Genomic DNA, 19,516 nt, shown 5'->3' with positions numbered 1-19,516 from the left:
TTGACCCTGACACCACGATGGCGATCTTGGCGGGATTTTCGCACAACCGCCGCGTGATGATCCAAGGCTACCACGGCACGGGTAAATCCACGCACATCGAACAAGTGGCTGCGCGCCTGAAATGGCCTTCCGTGCGTGTGAACCTCGACAGCCATATTTCGCGCATTGATTTGATCGGTAAAGATGCGATCAAACTGCGTGATGGCAAACAAGTCACCGAATTCCACGAAGGCATTTTGCCATGGGCGCTGCGTAATCCTGTGGCGATTGTGTTTGATGAGTACGATGCCGGCCGCGCAGACGTGATGTTTGTGATCCAGCGTGTTTTGGAACATGACGGCAAACTGACGTTGCTCGACCAAAACGAAATCATCACACCGAACCCGAACTTCCGCCTGTTCGCCACTGCGAACACTGTGGGCTTGGGCGACACCACAGGCCTTTACCACGGCACGCAACAGATCAACCAAGCGCAAATGGACCGTTGGTCTTTGGTCGCGACGCTCAACTACCTGAGCCAAGATGCTGAAGCTGCAATCGTTTTGTCCAAAAGCCCGCATTACAACACAGAAAAAGGCCGCAAGCAGATCAGCCAGATGGTGACAACTGCCTCGCTCACACGCACGGCGTTTATGAACGGCGATCTGTCCACTGTGATGTCCCCGCGCACTGTGATCACTTGGGCGCAAAACGCTGAGATTTTCCGCGATGTGGGCTATGCCTTCCGCCTAACATTCCTCAACAAATGTGACGAGCTTGAGCGCCAAACAGTGGCCGAAATTTACCAGCGATGCTTTGACGAAGAACTGCCTGAATCTGCCGTCAACATGACAATGGCCTAATGTGTCGTGCACGTCTTTGACTGCGAAAAGATTGAAAAGGGGCACGTCGGGTGTCCCTTTTTTCACAAGCGCTTCTGATACATCCGCGCCCAAAGATAAGCGCAAAATTGCATATGCATCCTTTGCGCTTCCCCTTGCCCGCCTCTCTTCACAGTGATTTAACAGCCCTATGAATAAGCCAAGCGACAACCCCGCAGATCCGTTCAAAAAGGCGCTTGCCGAAGCCACCAAAGTGCTGGCTGACGACGCTGAATTGACGGTCTCCTATTCGATGGACCCCGCGGGGCTCACGCCTGACACTGTGCGCTTGCCGCAGATTTCACGCCGCATGACCCGCGACGAAGTGCTGCTAGCCCGCGGAACAGCCGATGCCTTGGCGCTGCGCCACAAGTATCACAACAGAGGCACATTTGATCGCTACGCGCCTCAGGGCCAAATGGCTTTTGATATTTACGATTCGCTTGAAACTGCGCGCTGCGAAGCCGTGGGCGCGCGTCACATGCCTGGCACCAGCAAAAATATCGACGCGAAGATCAACCACGAAGCCATGCGCCGTGGCTATGACAGTGTGAAATCCACCGAAGATGCGCCGCTGGCCCAAGCCATGGGATACTACATGCGCCACCTGACCACAGGGCGCGATTTGCCTGGTGGGGCGCAAAACGTCATGGAGATTTGGCGCGACTTTATCGAACAGCAAACCGCTGGTACCTTTGATGATCTCGACAGCTTTCTGGAAGACCAAAAAGCTTTTGCACGCTTGGCGCGCCGCTTGATCGAAGACCTCGGCTACGGCGATCAACTGGGTGATGACCCTGACGATTTGGATTCCGATGAAGACCAAAATGCTGAGTCAGAAGAAGATCAAGAAGACGTCGAATCCGAAGGGGACGATCAAGAACAAGAGGACGATGCCGACGCCTCCCCTGAGAGCGCGCAAGAAGAACAGCAAGACGCCTCAGAGGCCACGATTTCGTCTGACGACATGGCGCAAGACGAGTACACCGACGAGGTGGAAATGCCCAACGACGAGGCCGAGGCAGAACCACCTCAGCCAGCGCCTGTGTCAGATGCTGATCCGAATTATCAAGTCTTTTCAACAAAATACGATGAAGAGATCGCCGCAGAAGATTTGGCGGAAGCCGCCGAATTGGAACGTTTGCGCGCCTATCTAGACCAACAGTTGGAACCGCTCAAAGGGGCTGTGTCTCGTTTGGCCAACAAATTGCAGCGCCGCCTGCAAGCGCAGCAAAACCGGTCTTGGGAATTTGACCTTGAAGAAGGCACGTTGGATGCGGGTCGCCTTGCCCGTGTCGTCGCCAACCCGACGACACCGCTGTCATTCAAACGCGAAAAAGATACTGAATTTCGCGACACCGTCGTGACCATTTTGCTGGACAACTCAGGTTCCATGCGCGGCCGCCCGATTTCGATCGCAGCGATCTGTGCCGACGTTTTGTCGCGCACGCTTGAACGGTGTTCGGTGAAAGTCGAAGTGCTCGGCTTTACCACACGCGCGTGGAAAGGTGGCCAAAGCCGCGAGGAATGGCTGGCTGAAGGACGCCCGCAAATGCCGGGTCGTTTGAACGATCTGCGTCACATCATCTACAAAAATGCCGACGCCCCAATGCGCCGTACGCGGTCCAATTTGGGCCTGATGATGAAAGAAGGGCTGCTGAAAGAAAACATCGACGGCGAGGCGCTTGAATGGGCGCATCGACGCATGATGGCGCGTGGTGAAGCACGCAAAATCTTGATGGTGATTTCAGATGGCGCCCCTGTCGACGACAGCACCCTTTCCGTAAATCCTTCTAATTACTTAGAAAAACACTTGCGCGATGTGATCGAACTGGTCGAAAAGCGCAAACAGGTTGAACTGATTGCCGTTGGTATCGGCCATGATGTGACGCGCTACTACGAACGCGCTGTGACCATTACGGATGTCGAACAATTGGCGGGTGCAATGACCGAACAACTGGCCGCGCTGTTTGACACAGATCCACGCGCGCGTGCCCGTTTCTCTGGCATCCGCAAAGCCACGATGGCACGCTAAAGTCTGATAAGAATATTCCCAAATAGGCTAGGATATATCTGATGTTCCAAACTTTTGATGTCACAAGCCGCCCAGAGCAAGCCGCTCCACGCATCACAGCCCTTCGGGTTGCCATGACCGATGCGCGTCTTGATGCCTTTATCGTGCCTCGTGCAGATGCCCATCAGGGCGAATATGTCGCCGCCTGCGACGAACGTCTGGCTTGGCTAACAGGCTTCACAGGATCTGCCGGATTTTGCGTTGTTGCCCGCAATGGCGCCGCCATGTTCACCGACGGCCGTTACACCATGCAGGTGCGCGCGCAATGCGATGCGGATCTGTTCGAATATGTGGATTGGCCAGCAACATCGATTGGCGAATGGATTTTGCCGCGCAAAGCCGAAACCATCGGATTTGATCCGTGGCTGCACACCGAACAAGAAATCAATGCGCTTCGTGACACGCTGAAAGGCAGTGACAAAACTTTGGTCGCGACCCATAACCTAATCGACAAAATTTGGACCGACCGCCCGACACGCCCCGCCGCCCCCGCTGTCGCACAACCGTTTGAATTGACCGGCATGACCACCGAAGACAAATTCGAGTTGGTGATCAAAGCCTTGCAAAAAGCGGGTGCGCAAACAGGGGTGTTTACTTTGCCAGACAGCATCTCGTGGTTGTTGAATATCCGTGGTTCGGATGTGGCACATAACCCTGTGGTGCAGGCGTTTGCGACCCTGAACACGCAAGGCAAATTGCATCTGTTCGCCGATCCAGCCAAGTTTGAAGACTTGGGTCCAGATCCCCGCATTGTGATCGCGCCACGTTCTGAATTTAACCCACATCTACAAGGCCTTGAGGGCACCGTGTTGATCGATCCGTCCAGCGCGCCCTATGCGTTGCGCAGCTTGATTGACGACTCCGGCGCCACGATTGTTCTTGGCGACGATCCTTGTATTTTGCCCAAAGCGTGCAAAACCGAGGCTGAGATTGCGGGCTCGCGTGAAGCGCATTTGCGCGACGGCGCGGCTGTGATTGAATTCCTTGCGTGGCTTGACGCGCAAGACCCAGCGCAACACAGCGAAATCTCGGCAGCAACCGCGCTTGAGGGCTTTCGCGCGGCCACAAACCAGCTCAAAGACATCTCTTTTGACACGATCAGTGGCTCTGGCCCCAATGGCGCGATTGTGCACTACCGCGTCACCACCGAGACGGATCGCAAGCTGTCCGAAAGCGAACTGTTGCTGGTGGACAGTGGCGGGCAATATGTCGACGGCACCACGGACATCACACGCACAGTCTCATTGGGGCATCCCGGTGCAGAGGAACGCGCGGCCTTTACGGCTGTGCTGCAAGGCATGATAGCTGTGTCCACGGCCCGCTTTCCACGCGGCGTCGCGGGGGCGCATCTAGACGCCCTTGCCCGCGCGCCCTTGTGGCGTATGGGGCGCGACTATGATCACGGGACCGGCCACGGTGTTGGGTCTTATTTGTCCGTGCACGAAGGTCCGCAGCGCATTTCGCGCGTCTCGCAACTGCCTTTGCAGGTCGGCATGATTTTATCTAACGAACCCGGCTATTATAAAGCGGGCGCATATGGTATTCGCATTGAAAATCTCATTGTCGTGCGAGAAGCGCCTGACATCGACGGGTGCGATCCACGCGATATGCTCGACTTTGAGACGTTGACCTTTGTGCCGATTGACCGCGATCTTATCAATGCGGACGAACTGGCGCCTTGGGAAAGAGATTGGCTCGACAGTTACCACGCGCAAGTGTGGGATCTTGTCTCTGCACGTGTCAGTGCAAGCGCCAAAGAATGGTTACGCAACGCCACTGCTGCATTGTGACCTTCATTTGTGAAATTTGCCTGCTAGGCTCAAAAACTAATTAGGAGGCTAACTATGGCTGACCACATCACTATTCGCACTGCACCTGGAACGTGGGTTGTCCGCGCAGGCGGCGCCGTTTTGGGCGAAACCGACGCTGCTTTGGAACTGACTGAAGGCGACTATCCGCCCGTGATTTATTTCCCACGTGATGCGCTGGCGATGGCGTTTTTGGACGCGTCTGACACGAAATCCACCTGCCCTTTCAAAGGGGACGCCTCGTATTACTCTATCCAAACCAAATCGGTTTTGATCGAAGACGCGGCTTGGTCCTATGAAAACCCCAAAGAAGGCCTTGAGCAAATCAAAGGCTATTTGGCGTTTTACCCGCAAAAAGCCGCTGTGGAAATGATCTGACACAGACTTGGTATTTGACGCGTTATCAAAGGGGTGCAGATTTCTGCGCCCCTTTTGCATGCGCCGTGACACTGTAATTTAGCTGTGTTCCTCAGCCGCAGTTTCAGCCAAGGCTTTGTTGAACTCGCGCAAAGCGTCCACTTGAAACAACGCACCGTGCAGCTCAGGGCCGATGTCGTCGCGCAGGGTCACCACCGGAATAAACACCAAATTATGCGCCTCGAAAATTGGCATCGCCGTTTCAAGCGTGGCGTTGGGCGAAATATAAATTCCTTTGGTAATAAGGTCTTGGCAGTCTGACTTTTTGGCTGGCCGCTGCGCATCAAAGTCACGATAGCATTCATGGACCCGCACGGTAGCCAGCAAGTAAGCTTGCGGCCCCGCCGCCAAATGCACGCCGCGCCGCTCAAGCGATGTCAAAAAGAACGACCGATCAACAAGCTTAGAGGCAATCGCAGTCGACAATGACACAGCCACCATCACGGCCAGTCCCGTCTGCCAGTCGCCCGTGAGCTCGAAGACAATCAACGTCGTTGAAATAGGCGCGCCCAAAACAGCCGCAGCCACGGCCCCCATGCCCGCCAAAGCGTATAACGTCACTGTCCCAGATACTTCTGGGAAAACAGCCGTGGCAATCAATCCAAACGCAAGGCCTGTCATCGCCCCGACCATCAACGCCGGCGAAAACACCCCGCCGCCCATACGCCCCGCCATGGTGATCGCAACAGCGGCCACCTTGACGACGGTGAACACAATGGCTTGCCACAACAACAATTGCCCCGTCAGCGCCAATGATGTGGTCTCATAGCCGACCCCAATCACATGCGGGAAAACGATGGCGATGAGCCCCAACAAGAACCCCGCCAAAGCAGGGCGAAACACCGGTGGAATGCTGGCTTTTTCAACAACCCATGTGCCAAAATCATCAGCCATAAAAATCGAGCGCATCATCAAAACAGCGATCAATCCGCATAGGGCCCCAAGCATGACAAAGGCAGGCAGTTCAACATAGAACGACAACGCGCCTTCGGCGGCCAAGGTGAATTCAGTCACGTCACCATACTCGATCCGGTTGATCACCGTGCCCGCGACAGCTGCAATTGCGATTGGCGCGAAGGCATGCACCGCAAAGTGGCGCAAGATGACCTCAAGCGCAAAAATAGCGCCCGCAATGGGGGCATTAAAAGACGCGGAAACAGCACCCGCGACAGCGCAGCCCAACAGATCGCGCCCCGTCATGCCATTCGCGTGCAATCGGTTGGAAAACCAAGTTGAAATGACGGCTGCCAAGTGCACCACAGGCCCCTCACGTCCCGTAGATCCCCCTGTCGACAGTGTGATCAACGACGCAACGGCTGAAGCCAACCCCGCGCGTTTTTCAACCCGCCCATTGTTCAAAGCTGCCCCTTCGATAACATCGGCGACGGACCGGACACGGCCGTCTGGCGTGAACCAGTTCAGCACAACCCCAACCGCCAAACCGCCCACGACAGGCAAGGCCAAAACCCAGTACCACGGCAAGTGTTCAGCGACGCTGTGCAAAAGATTGATGTCTTCGGCACCATAAAAAAACGATTGAAGGCCGGTGATCCATTTGCGGAAAAACAATGCGGCAAAGCCAGAGGCAACGCCGATCAATAATGCAATAAACCAAAATTGCACTTGCGACGGGCCGCGCTCGCGCATTAAGCGCAAGGTGTCCGCGACGCCTGCGCGGGTGTCGCGCCACGCTTTGCGCGGGTAGGATGATTTGTCTTCGGCCATGCCGCGCCGCCCCCGTTTTTTGCCGCTTAAAGCTTCAGATGCGCGTCATACTGCGCGCGAAAAAAAGAAACGCCGCTGGTTCGTGCGATTGATGACAGGCATCTCGCAACCATTGAGAGCCTTATCAAAACGCCATGCCGCGCTGAATTTCTGTTTATTCTAAAGACTTAGTGGACGTGTTCCAAGCCTGAACTTGGCATAGGTTTCAGAGTTTGGCACGACGCCTAAAATACTGACACACACACGGCCTGTACGGGCCAAACACGCCCAGTGTCAGCCGTTCAATAGCTCTTGGGCCGCTGCCCGCGCGGGATCAGTGACAGTGTCGCCAGACAGCATTCGCGCAATTTCATCAATCCGCAGCTGGCCTTCAAGCGGCACCACTTCGGACAGTGTTGTTCCGTTTTCAACCCGCTTTGCAACGCGCCAATGATGCGCCCCAAGGGCGGCCACCTGCGGTGAATGGGTCACCACAAGCACTTGGCCTTCTGCGGCCAGCGCCTTAAGCCTGCGCCCAACAGCATCCGCCGTAGCTCCGCCCACTCCGCGATCAATTTCGTCAAATATCATCGTCACATCAGACTGATCGCGTGTCAGGCACACCTTGAGCGCCAGCAAAAACCGCGACAACTCACCACCTGATGCAATCTTATTCAACGGGCCTGCGGGCGCGCCTGGGTTGGTGGCCACAGTGAACGACACGCTGTCTTGCCCGTCTGGCCCTGCATCTGCGCTTGCCACAATCGTGGCAAACACGGCGCGTTCCATTTTCAACGGCGCAAGCTCTGCACTCATCATCGCATCAAGTTCCGCCGCCGCAGTTGTGCGTGCTTTGGTCAAAGCGTCCGCTGCATGCGCATAGCGTTCTTGAGCATCCTTGAGGTCGTTTTCCAAGCGGATCAGGTCATCTGCGCCACCGTCAAGCGCCTTCAATTTGCTGCGCAGCGTATCCGCAAATGGCCCCAGATCATCGGCCAACACATTGTGTTTCCGCGCAAGACCTCGAATGGCAAACAGCCGCTCTTCAACGGTTTCCAGATCATGCGGATTGAATCGCAATGCATCCATGCAATCTTCAACGCCAGACTGCGCCTCAGCCAGCTCATTGAGCGTGCGGTTAAGGCCTTCTATCGCCTCGTCCAAACGCCCATCCGCCTTGTCAGCCGCCCCTTCGAGCCAGCGCAACGCATCCGTCAACGCCCCTTCGGCGGCGTCATAGGACATCGCTTGATGAGCTTTGGAAATGTCAGATGAAATCTTTTCAGCCGATTGCATCAGGCGCCGTTCTGCGTCCAATGTGGCTTCTTCGCCTGCTTGCGGGTCAAGCGCGTCCAACTCGCCGACAGCGTGGCGCAAAAACTCTTCTTCCGCTTTCAAAGCCAATTGCTGCGCTTGTGCGGCTTCAAGGTCTTTGCGGATCGCGGCAAGCACTTTCCACGCCGTGCGCGTTTTGAACAGCTTGCTTTCAAGCGATCCAAATGTGTCCAAAAGCACGCGGTGTCCGCGCGGGTTCAGTAGGCCACGATCATCGTGTTGCCCGTGCAATTCGACCAACAGTTCGGACAAACGCCGCAAGACATCGCCAGACACGCGCCGGTCATTGACCCAAGCCGTTTTACGCCCGTCTGCAGTGTTCACGCGGCGCAAAATCAATTCACCATCGCTGACGTCAATGCCTGCGTCTTCAAACAAAGCTGCCGCAACAGGGCCTTTGGGCACGTCAAATTCCGCGATGACTTCGCCTTGCTTGGCACCTGCGCGCACAAGTTCGGCACGCCCACGCCAGCCCAATACGAACCCAAGACTGTCGAGCAAAATGGATTTACCAGCGCCCGTTTCACCGGTGAGAACATTCAATCCAGGTTGGAACGCCAATTCCAAACGATCGATGATCAGCATGTCACGAATATCGAGACTTCTTAACATAGCAGCCTCAGTGTACCGATCAGAGCCATTCGCCGCGCACCATCTGGCGGTATACGGAACTCAACCAGTTGTTGCCCAACGAGCGCGCATCAAGCCCTTGCCCTGTGAGCAATCTGTAGCTGTCTGTGTACCACTCGGTTGACTTGTAGTTGTGCCCCAAAATCGCACCAGCGGTCTGGGCTTCTTCGGTCAGGCCAAGCGCAAGATAGGCTTCGACCAAACGGTGCAAGGCTTCTGGCGTATGTTGTGTCGTCTGGAATTGCTCGACCACAACGCGGAACCGATTGGCGGCTGCAGCGTAGTGTTTGCGTTTGAGGTAGTAACGCCCAATTTCCATTTCTTTGGCAGCCAAGTGATCAAAGGCCAAATCAAATTTCAAAACGGCAGAACGCGCGTATTCAGTGTCTGGGAATTGCTCAATCACCACGCGCAACGCTTGGAGCGCTTGGAAGGTCAGACCTTGGTCACGGCCCACATCATCGATTTGGTCATAGTATGACAAAGCGAGCAAGTAATGCGCATAGGCGGAATCTGCATCGGCTGGGTAGAAATCAATGAAGCGCTGTGCTGCAAGGCGCGCTTGTGGATAATCACGCCCACGATGATAGGAAAAAGCTTCCATGATCAGCGCGCGTTTTGCCCATGAAGAGTAAGGGTATAACCGTTCAATTTCACCAAAGTAATGCGCCGCTGTGTCGAAATCCTTTGTGGTGATTTCATATTCGGCGCGGTTGAAAATATCTTCGGCCGAATAGCCTTCAAGATCACGCACTGGGGCTTGGTTGCCACAAGCTGCCAACACTGCCAACGAGAAAACTGATGCCACTTTAAGGCCGTTAAACAGTCCTGCGCGCATGAACATTCCACCTTCGTCAAATTTCGGACCCGCGAACACGGGTGATGCACCACTCCTAGCACAGAATTTTTCGGTGCAAAACGCCTTAACTAACGAAAACAGAGATGTGAAGGATCGGTGGCGAAAACCAGCAGATCAGGCGCAGTAGGACAGATCCGAAACGCTAACGCCCGCGCCCGGCAATGTTTGCGCAACAGCTTCGTTCACAGTTGCAAAAGCCCAGGCACCTGGTGTGGCAAAAAGTTCGCGCAACAAAGCATTGGTCATAGCATGTCCGGAGCGAACACCGACATAGCGCCCCAAGATCGGAGCCCCCGCAAGGGCAAGATCACCAAGCGCATCAAGCATCTTGTGACGCACTGGCTCATCGTCATGACGCAGGCCCGCGCCGCTTTCAACGTGGTCACCGTCGAACACAACAGCATTTTCACCAGGGACACCGCCCAAAGCCAAACCATTGGACTGCATCCAATCGACTTCGGCTTGGCGGCAAAATGTGCGCGAGTTGGACAGTTCACGGATGAACGCCCCATTGGCCATCACAAGGTTCTTGGTCTGCACGCCAATGGCCGCATCTTCAAAATCAATGTGGAAATCAATTTCCATCGTCTCTGCTGGTTCCAGACGCGCGGTTGCATCGCCAACAACAACTTCAACAGGCTTAAGAACCTTAAGAACACGGGTTGGCCCCTCTTGGCGCACAAGTCCTGCGGACAACAAAGCGGCAACAAAAGGTGCAGCAGAGCCGTCTTCGATCGGCACTTCAGGCCCATCAACCGAGACAACAGCGTTGGTCACGCCACAGCCCGCAAGTGCGGCCATGATGTGTTCAATGGTAGAAATCTCGACGCCATCTTTATTGCGGATCAGCGTGCACAGCTTGGACGGCACTACAGAATCCCAGCGCGCCTCGATTCGGGCGTCGCGGGTATCGTTAATATCGGCAGCAATATCTGATCGTACAAAAGAAAGACCGGTATTTGGTCGTGCCGCTTCAACTGTCATGCGCACAGGCAAACCGGAGTGGAGGCCAACTCCGTTGAAGGTAATCGTCTTTGCGACAGTCTTTTGCACAGCGTGCCTCTTGGTTAACGTGCCCGCAACATTCACCCCATAAATTGGGCCAATGTCGCCTACGGGCTTGGTTGAGAATGGGGTACGGATGTTTGCACGCACACTCAACTCAAACTTTGTAACAGAATGAAACATGCAGCGGGGCCTACGGGCAAAAAATCGCGCACACTCGCGCCGCACCGCAGCAAGCGGTTGGTAAAAAAGAAAAAGACCGGAAAAATCCGGTCTTTTGTTTTTCAAAATTTCAAAGATTGTGATGAGATTAGCCAGTCGAAATCGCTGAAAACCTCACAAAATCAGTTTGCTTGACGGCGCAAGAACGCTGGGATTTCGATCTTTTCCTGCTCAGGATTTGGATCTTGATCCTCGTCGTAAGACTGATGAACCTGTGGCTGACGGCTAGGTTGCGCGGCATAGCGCTGCGCAGGTGCCGCTTGCTGAGGTTGCTGTGTTTCAGCCTCTTCCGCGCCATTTCCAGTCATCCGGCCAATCAATGAATTGATCCCAAAGCGACCTTGTTTTGGCTGCTCAGGTGCCCCAAAGCTGCGCGGCTGCGCGGCTGGCTGATGGTGCTGTGGTTGAGCCGGTGCTTCTGGTGTGCGCGCAACAGCGGCTTGCAAACGCGCAATCGCATCTGGCGTTGGTGTGCCAGCTGGGGGACGCGGTGCAGAATAGGCTTCTGGCTCTGCTTCGCGCGCAGGTTGCTGATAAGTTTGCTCCGCACGTGGCTGGTATGCTGGTGCAGGCACTTCATCCGCGGGTGCGAACTGCTCGGCAGGCTCTTCAACCGCGGCGGTTTGTGGATCAAACACATCCAAAGACGGTTGCACTGGCGCCTCTTGAGCAACTTCAACTTCCGGCGCTGCAGGGGCTTCTTCCATGGCTGGCGCGAGTGGCTCAGCCAAGCGACGGCGTGGTGCCGGCGCGGCATCAGTTGACTCGATAACGTCGATACCTGTTGCCACAACAGAGACGCGCATTTTGCCACCCAAAGATGGGTCCATTGTAGAACCAACGATGATGTTGGCTTCTGGATCGACTTCTTCGCGAATGCGGTTTGCCGCTTCGTCGAGTTCGAACAATGTCAAATCGTCGCCGCCAGTGATGTTGATCAAAACGCCTTTTGCGCCCGCCAATGACATCTCGTCGAGCAATGGGTTGGCGATGGCTTTTTCTGCAGCTTGGATCGCGCGATCTTCGCCCTCTGCCTCGCCTGTGCCCATCATCGCTTTGCCCATTTCGTCCATTACGGCACGAACGTCAGCAAAGTCGAGGTTGATCAAGCCAGGACGCACCATCAAGTCGGTCACGCCCTTAACGCCTTGGTACAACACGTCATCCGCCATGGAGAACGCGTCCGTGAATGTGGTTTTCTCATTCGCAAGGCGGAACAAGTTTTGGTTCGGAATGATGATCAATGTGTCGACCATCTTTTGCAACGCTTCAACGCCCTCGTCGGCTTGACGCATGCGCTTGTTGCCTTCGAACTGGAATGGCTTGGTGACAACACCAACAGTCAGAACACCAAGCTCACGTGCGGCTTGCGCGATGATCGGCGCAGCACCTGTACCGGTGCCGCCGCCCATGCCTGCTGTGATAAAGCACATGTGTGCGCCAGCAAGTTGATCAACGATTGTCTCAATGCTTTCCTCAGCGGCGGCTGCGCCAACAGCTGGGCGTGCACCTGCTCCCAGACCTTCAGTGACTTTGAGACCAATTTGAATTTTGGCTGAAGCGTTTGAGTGCTGCAGAGCTTGCGCATCCGTGTTCGCAACAACGAAGTCGACGCCCTCAAGCTCTTTTTCGATCATGTTATTGACCGCATTACCGCCGGCGCCACCGACGCCAAACACTGTGATACGAGGTTTCAAATCGTCCCGCTCGGGCATTGTGAGGTTCAAAGCCATGATCTAACCGCCTGTTTTATGTTTCGGGTTACATGCTGTCCGACACGTTGACCCGTTAACTGTCCCTGCTCAGCAACACGCCAAACAAATCTTACCTATTCCCAACGATACTATGGGTTTTTGCGCCCGACGTCACCCAAAAAACACAGTTCAGACACAAAATGTGGGGAATCCGAGTGAGAATTAGGCGGTATTTTGCGCATAAATCAACATTTAGGGGAATTTGACACAAGCTTAACTAGCGGCAAGACGCACTTGTCGCGAGACATGGGGCTACACCCCAATAATCTTAACCAATTGTGTCAAAACACTGCTCGTGCCTGACGCGAAACAAGGGTCACGATCCTTAAGATTCTTTGACCACCACCTATGGGCGTGTTTCTACAGATAAGTCTAAACGCAAAAGGCCCGCAGGAAAACAACTTTCCACACGGGCCTTTCAAAATTCATGCGCAAAGTGGCGTTACCAGTTGTCTTTGAACCAACGCACAGCGCGTTTCAGCGACTTCGCAGGATAGCGCTCTGCCGGAATTTCGAAATCCCACCACTCGTCTTGCGGATTGGCCGCGAACAAGCACAACCCAACAGCCGATGCAAAAGCGGCCCCTGTTGCGGCTTGCGGCAAGCCTTGCACGCGCAACGGCCGACCGATGCGCACTTGTTGCCCGAGAATTTTCGGCGCAAGACCATCAAGTCCTGGAATTTGGCTCGCGCCCCCTGTCAGCACAATTTGCTGACTTGGCAGATGCTCAAACCCAGCGGCGTCCAAACAATCACGCACACCTTCGAGAATTTCTTCCACACGCGGGCGCATGATGCCGATCAGTTCTGCGCGCGACACAGTGCGACGATCACGATCCCAATCGCCACTGTCGCCACCGATCTCGATCATCTCGCGATCATCCATGCCCGTGGCCACAACACCGCCGTAAAAGGTCTTGATCCGTTCAGCCGTAGATGTCGGAATTTGCAGCCCCATCGCAATGTCAGAGGTAACGTGATCGCCCCCCATGCGCACGGAGTCGGCATAGATCATGTGTTTCTTCATAAAAATGGACACATCCGAAGATCCGCCACCCAAATCAACACAGGCCGCACCGAGTTCTTGCTCGTCTTCAACCAAAGTGGAAACCCCAGCCATGTAGGCCGAAGAGGCAACGCCAGCGACTTCAAGATCACAGCGTTTGATACAGTACAGCAAGTTCTGAATTGTCGCTGTATCAACCGTCAGCATGTGCATGTCGCATGCCAAATTGTTGCCAATCTGGCCGCGCGGATCCGCCATGCCTGAGCGATGATCCAAGGCAAAGTTGACAGGTTGGGCATGGATCACTTCGCGGTGGGCACCGTAGTCAGGCACATCGCAAGCTGCCAAAACACGTGCCACGTCTTGCTCAGACACAGCCTCTGAGTCCAACTCAACTTCGCCTGCCAAACCGTAAGACCGCTGCGCCCCGCCTGAAAAACAAGCAATGACATGATCAACGCGCGTCTGCGCCATCTTTTGCGCGGTCTGAACAGCGGTGCGAATAGCACGCTCGGTTTCAGCCATCGCTTCGATTTCGCCAAACTTCACACCGCGTGATCGCGTGGTCGCTGCGCCAATCACACGAAAGGCAGATTGGCCCGCAAGCGATCCAACCCCGTCTCCGCCAGTGAAATGGTCGCCGTCAAAACGCAAAACAAGGCATGCAATCTTGGATGTCCCAACATCCAAGATTGAAATCACACCGCGTTGAATAGCTGCTTTGCGCATGTTCCGCATAGCGCGCTGCGCAGAATAAAGATCGGTCATGTTAGCAACACTCCAGTTATAGTCCCTTTATCCGACGAAATTCATCCCGCGCAGCTTCAGAGATACGCAAAGTAGGTCGGTTTGGGTTACGCATATCAACGGCGCGCACATCGCGCTCCAACAGGTCTTGGGCTTGATCAAAAGCAATCACTTGCGCCAAGGCAGCAAACGGATTTTCTTCGGGCAGCATAATGCGCTGCGCATCATCCAAGACGATGTCCCAGCGACGCTCACCCACACGCACGATACCGCGCACGCGGTTCATCAAAGGCGATGCTGACTCAAGCAAACCCAAAGCCTCATCAACAGCGCGCTCGGCACCTTCGCCTGCAATTAGTGGCAAATCTGGGCGATCCATACGCGCAGACAAAGACGCAACACGGTGGCCGTCTGCATCAAGCATCTCAAGCCCTTGCGGCCCGCGCCAGACAACAGCAGGGACACGCTCATTGATATCAATCTGCAAAATGCCGCCAGCCCGCACGCGCACACCTGCGCTTGCGACCGCATCAAGGCTTTCGATCTGCTCCAGCATGGCAGGCAGATCAAGATCAAACGAGGAAATCGGGAAATCAACGGGGGCCACTTCGCGAATGTCGGCGGCCAAATCTTCGGACGCGCCATCGACGGCCATAAGCTTGACCATGAATTCCGGCCGGTTCTGCAGCTCGGATTTCATCATGACATATTGGTCGGACACATAGCTGCGATTGTCTTCGTTCGCGGCCCAAACGCCGACCACCGCCAACACGGCCGCAACGGGCACGATGCGACGCATGGCAAAGCGGAACGATGGCGTCAGCCACAAACGGTTCATCTTATATGCAGCGCGTGACGGCGCAGGATCGCGCGGCTTGACTTCAGGCGCCTCCGCCTGCCCAGAACGCGCACGGATCACCCGCGCAACAGCTTCTGAGACGCGGGCGGATCCACCGGCCTGGGCTGGCTTTGCATAGTGCATAGAGTCTAACGGGTGCATGACGCGTCCTCCACCATCCAAGTGACAAATTCAGCGAAACTGATGCCATCTGCTTGCGCTTGCTCTGGGCTGAGCGAGGTGGGCGTCATGCCGGGCTGCGTGTTGGTCTCGAGCAGGAAAAGACCGTCTGCGCCCTTGCTGTCGTCCCAGCGAAAATCTGTGCGCGTCACGCCGCGACACCCAAGTGCCTGATGCGCGCGCACGGCATATTCTTGGCAAAGCGCAGTGATGTCTGCTGGCAAGTCCGCCGGACAAACATGGCGTGACCCGCCCGCTTTGTATTTCGCATCGTAGTCATACCAGCCATCGGTGATGATATCGGTGACACTCAAAGCACGGTCGCCCATCACAGAACAGGTCAACTCGCGGCCAGGCAAAAACGCTTCAACCATAACCACGTCAGGCATATCGGAAGAAAGCTTGGGCGGGGCATCGCCTTCGTGCACCAAATAGACGCCAACAGAAGAGCCTTCGTTATACGGCTTCACAACATAGGGAGGCGCGATAACGTGACCGGCCTCAACCTCAGTTTTGCTTGCCAACTGACTGACCGCCACGGGCAAGCCAGTTGCAACAAAGATGTCACGTGTGCGGATTTTATCCATGGCAGTGGCAGAGGCCAAAACGCCAGAATGCGTATAGGGAATGCCCATCCATTCCAAAATACCTTGCACGCAGCCATCTTCACCCCAGCGGCCGTGCAATGCGTTGAACACAACATCGGGCGCGCAGTCGGTCAACTGCTGACACAGGTCTGCACCCGCATCAATTTCAATGACATCAAATCGTACGCCCTTAAGTGCAGCTGCGCATTCGCGCCCAGACGACAAAGACACCTCGCGTTCAGCCGAGGGTCCGCCCATCAATACCGCCACTTTTCGGGGTGCCCTGCTCGACATACCCATCAGTGCCTCATTATTCAGAACCTTTTTGGCTCTTGTAATTATGTTTTGGGCCTATTGCGGCCCGAATATAATCCAGAAAACTGGATCCGCCCTCGTTGGGGCTTTCGCTATTCGCGATATCTTACGAATCGTTTAACCAGTCGGGAGTCCGCTGACAACAGGCTCACCTAAAAATTCTCCGACACGCTTAATTTCCCACCTTAGCGTAAGACCCGAATTTTGGAACACTTTTTTTCGGACAGTTTCACCAAGTGTTTCCAAGTCGTGCGCGGTTGCATCACCTGTGTTGATCATGAAGTTAGAATGCATGGGACTCATTTGCGCGCCACCGATGGAAAATCCGCGCAATCCAGCGTCATCGATGACCTTCCACGCCTTGAGATCATGCACATCATCGGCCTGACCGGTTGAGGAAAATCCGGCAGGATTGCGAAACGTAGACCCCGCCGAGCGGTCTTTGGTGGGCTGCGTTTCATCGCGCTTTTTGAGCTGCGCTTCCATGCGTGCCTCAAGCTCAGCCGCGTCGCCAGTCTCTGCCCTAAACGTGGCTTCAACCACGACCCAGCCTTCGGGCAAGGTTGAGCCACGATATTCAAACTGCAAATCATCAGATGTCAGCGTCACGATGTCGCCCGTCCGCGTGACGGCCTTGACGGACACAAAGTGATCCGCCACATAAGATCCATAACATCCAGCGTTCATCCGCACAGCGCCACCAATGGCACCGGGGATTGTGCGCAAGAATGTCAAGTCAAGCCCCTGTGCTGCCGCTTTGCGCGCCACATGCGCATCCAATGCGGCCACACCTGCGGTGACCAAATTGCCATCAAAGGAAATGCCATTGAACCCGCGCCCCATGCGGATCACTACAGCACGAATGCCACCGTCACGCACGATCAGATTGGACCCAACGCCCATGGGAAACACTTGAACAGACGGATCGAGCGCTTTGAGAAACGCTTGCAAATCCTCCACATCGGCGGGCTGAAACAACGCATCCGCAGGCCCGCCGACGCGCAACCATGTCAGGTCCGCCAAAGGGCGATTTTCAGTTAAGGTGCCGCGCACGTCGGGAAAATTCATACCATGCCTCATCGTCTGCGCCTGACGTATCAGGACTTTTATAAATCATAAGGGCCCGCACTGCCCCCGCATTGGATCACGGTCTATGGGACAACGCCCAAAAGGAAAAGCCCCCAAACCAAACCGCCGCTCCATGCCCCATAGCGGCGCGATCTGGCTGCGACACTTAAATCGCGACACCAAGACCAAATACGATCAGCGTGCCAAGGGATAAGATCAAACCAGACCATGGCACCCAAGTTGCCACATGAAACGGTGCCTCTGAACTGGTGCGCTTGATCGCAATCAAAGCCCCGTTGACCAGTGAAAAGACAAGCAACAGCACCACAGAGGTGACACTTGCCAATCCCGCCAGCGGCAATTTCACGGCTGCAAACAAGACGCAAAGCGCCACAAAAAGCGTTGCAACAACAGGCGTGCCAAAGCGCGCGTGGGTTTGATGAAACACCCGCAACACGCCACCCCGTTTGCCAAGACCGTATAAAACACGCGATGCCATAACCAATTGCGCCAACACGCCATTCAGGGCTGCAGCCACAGCAATCGCAGACAAAATCGCAACGGGGCCTTTGCCCCCCGCCTCAAAGACCAAAGCCAAGGGGCGCGAGGACTCCGACAAGGCCTCAATCGGCACAGCGCGCACAGCAACCGTGGTGACGCCCGCATATATCAACGTGGTGATGACCAATGAGGCGATGATCGCAAATGGCAAAGTTTTCGACGGGTTGCGCACCTCTTCGGCCATATTCACGATGTCTTCAAAGCCGATAAAGGCGAAAAACGCGAGCGTCGCCGCGACCCCGACGCCAGACAAATATATGCCACCGGGCGCCAACCAATCGGGCGATACGGGCGCAGACATGCCCGACCAAATCACCAAGGCCAACCCCGTCAGCTCGACCAGCGTGAAAACGGCCGCCAAAGCAAGGCTTTCAAGCACACCGACAAGGGCAACAACCGTCAGCAGGATGCCTAGAACAATCACGGCAGCTTCAAGTGGAATATCGACAAAACTTGTCAAATACCCCGCCCCGCCGCGCAGTACGGCCGCGGCAGACAAAGTCCCGCCAAAGGTGACACCAAGGCCAACAAGCACCCCAAGCCAGCGCGCCGAAAAGCCAGTTTCGACATAGGCCGCTTCACCAGCGGCTTCGGGAATGCGCGTTGATAATTCGCAATAAGACAAGGCCGAAGGGGCTGCAATCAAGCCTGCCAAAAGAAACGCAAGTGGCGCATAAAGCCCCGCTTCGGCCGCCACAGCGCCGACCAGAACATAGATGCCAGCGCCCACCATCACCCCGACACCGTATGCTGTCAAAAGGCCTGGGCCGATCCGACGTTTGAGGGCGGTGCTCATGAGGTGTCTCCTTGTTACGTGGGTTTAATCCTTAGCGAGACGGTCCGCCAAACCATACGCCCAAGTGGAAATGGTCCCTGCCCCAAGGCACACAACCATATCCCCTTCGCGCGCTTGTTCGCGCACCAAACGTTCCAGATCTTCTTCAGAGGTCACAGCCCGTGCGTGACGGTGCCCGTGGCGGATCAAACCGGCCACAAGATCATCGCGACCGGCCCCCTCGATAGGATCTTCACCGGCTGCGAAAATGTCGGAAATGCCAACCACATCCGCCTCATTGAAACAGGTGCAGAAATCTTCGAACAGTGACGCAAGGCGGCTAAAACGGTGCGGCTGGTGCACGGCGATCACGCGGCCTTCGGTGGCTTGACGCGCGGCTTTGAGCACGGCCGCGATTTCCACGGGGTGGTGGCCATAGTCATCAATGATGGTCACGCCATTGAATTCACCCACACGGGTAAAGCGGCGGTTTACGCCACCAAAATTTGCCAAGCCTTGGCGAATTTCTTCAGGCTCCATACCCAAGTGGCGCGCGACAGCAACCGCTGACAAAGCATTGGATACGTTGTGATCGCCCGGCATCGGCAAGGAACAATCCTCAATCACGATGTCATCTTGTTGCAGTGCAATATCAAAATGCGCGACGCCGTTTTTGTAGCTCAAATTGATCGCCCGCACGTCCGCTTGCGCATTGAACCCGAAGGTCACAACACGGCGATCCGTGATCTTGCCCACAAGAGTTTGCACCTC

Annotated in this window: 15 protein-coding genes; 4 read left to right on the top strand and 11 right to left on the bottom strand. The window is 55.4% G+C overall.

The genetic code is table 11. From position 1 onward, the window contains the following. The 4 genes from ABF287_RS07070 to ABF287_RS07055 form a co-directional block, all read left to right on the top strand. Positions 1 to 842: AAA family ATPase (locus ABF287_RS07070; protein ID WP_347184309.1), on the top strand; the 842-nt coding region annotated here is incomplete at its 5' end. A gap of 169 nt (positions 843 to 1,011) precedes the next feature. Next, complete coding sequence (gene cobT / locus ABF287_RS07065) at positions 1,012 to 2,895, top strand: cobaltochelatase subunit CobT (RefSeq protein ID WP_347184308.1); 1,884 nt, start codon at positions 1,012 to 1,014, stop codon at positions 2,893 to 2,895. 41 nt (positions 2,896 to 2,936) lie between these two features. Further along, positions 2,937 to 4,724, top strand: coding sequence for an aminopeptidase P family protein (locus tag ABF287_RS07060; RefSeq protein ID WP_347184307.1), 1,788 nt, complete (start codon positions 2,937 to 2,939; stop codon positions 4,722 to 4,724). A gap of 54 nt (positions 4,725 to 4,778) precedes the next feature. Continuing rightward, on the top strand, positions 4,779 to 5,120 hold the full coding sequence (locus tag ABF287_RS07055) for a DUF427 domain-containing protein (RefSeq protein ID WP_347184306.1): 342 nt from the start codon (positions 4,779 to 4,781) through the stop codon (positions 5,118 to 5,120). A gap of 78 nt (positions 5,121 to 5,198) precedes the next feature. On the opposite strand, the gene ABF287_RS07050 is transcribed toward ABF287_RS07055, so the two are convergent. The 11 genes from ABF287_RS07050 to ABF287_RS07000 all read right to left on the bottom strand — a co-directional run. Beyond that, positions 5,199 to 6,806 carry a chloride channel protein gene (locus tag ABF287_RS07050; RefSeq protein ID WP_347184311.1) on the bottom strand — a complete coding sequence of 536 codons (1,608 nt, stop codon included), beginning with the start codon at positions 6,804 to 6,806 and terminating at the stop codon, positions 5,199 to 5,201. Positions 6,807 to 7,157: 351 nt separating this feature from the next. Then, positions 7,158 to 8,810, bottom strand: coding sequence for a DNA repair protein RecN (recN, locus tag ABF287_RS07045; RefSeq protein ID WP_347184305.1), 1,653 nt, complete (start codon positions 8,808 to 8,810; stop codon positions 7,158 to 7,160). 19 nt (positions 8,811 to 8,829) lie between these two features. Then, positions 8,830 to 9,666 (bottom strand): outer membrane protein assembly factor BamD, encoded by an 837-nt coding sequence (locus tag ABF287_RS07040; protein WP_347184304.1) that lies wholly within the window; start codon positions 9,664 to 9,666, stop codon positions 8,830 to 8,832. Between the two features lie 135 nt (positions 9,667 to 9,801). Next, positions 9,802 to 10,740, bottom strand: coding sequence for a UDP-3-O-acyl-N-acetylglucosamine deacetylase (lpxC, locus tag ABF287_RS07035; RefSeq protein WP_347184310.1), 939 nt, complete (start codon positions 10,738 to 10,740; stop codon positions 9,802 to 9,804). A 296-nt stretch (positions 10,741 to 11,036) separates the two neighbouring features. Next, positions 11,037 to 12,647 (bottom strand): cell division protein FtsZ, encoded by a 1,611-nt coding sequence (gene ftsZ, locus ABF287_RS07030; RefSeq protein ID WP_347184303.1) that lies wholly within the window; start codon positions 12,645 to 12,647, stop codon positions 11,037 to 11,039. Between the two features lie 463 nt (positions 12,648 to 13,110). Next, a complete protein-coding gene (gene ftsA, locus ABF287_RS07025; RefSeq protein ID WP_347184302.1) occupies positions 13,111 to 14,442 on the bottom strand; it encodes a cell division protein FtsA in 1,332 nt (443 codons plus the stop codon). 16 nt (positions 14,443 to 14,458) lie between these two features. Then, positions 14,459 to 15,421 (bottom strand): cell division protein FtsQ/DivIB, encoded by a 963-nt coding sequence (locus tag ABF287_RS07020; protein ID WP_347184301.1) that lies wholly within the window; start codon positions 15,419 to 15,421, stop codon positions 14,459 to 14,461. Next, the gene (locus ABF287_RS07015; RefSeq protein ID WP_347184300.1) at positions 15,409 to 16,326 is read right to left on the bottom strand and encodes a D-alanine--D-alanine ligase; all 918 of its coding nucleotides are present in this window, start codon (positions 16,324 to 16,326) and stop codon (positions 15,409 to 15,411) included. Before ABF287_RS07015 ends, ABF287_RS07020 begins: the two co-directional genes overlap by 13 nt. Positions 16,327 to 16,458: 132 nt before the next feature. Further along, positions 16,459 to 17,409 carry a UDP-N-acetylmuramate dehydrogenase gene (gene murB, locus ABF287_RS07010; RefSeq protein WP_347184299.1) on the bottom strand — a complete coding sequence of 317 codons (951 nt, stop codon included), beginning with the start codon at positions 17,407 to 17,409 and terminating at the stop codon, positions 16,459 to 16,461. Positions 17,410 to 17,575: 166 nt separating this feature from the next. Next, a complete protein-coding gene (locus ABF287_RS07005; protein WP_347184298.1) occupies positions 17,576 to 18,766 on the bottom strand; it encodes an amino acid permease in 1,191 nt (396 codons plus the stop codon). 24 nt (positions 18,767 to 18,790) lie between these two features. After that, positions 18,791 to 19,516: cyanophycin synthetase (locus ABF287_RS07000; protein WP_347184297.1), on the bottom strand; the 726-nt coding region annotated here is incomplete at its 5' end.

Source organism: Pacificibacter sp., assembly GCF_039769035.1.
Lineage (GTDB): Bacteria > Pseudomonadota > Alphaproteobacteria > Rhodobacterales > Rhodobacteraceae > Celeribacter.
Note: the sequence above shows the minus strand (reverse complement) of the source record. Positions and strands in the feature narration are given on the sequence as shown.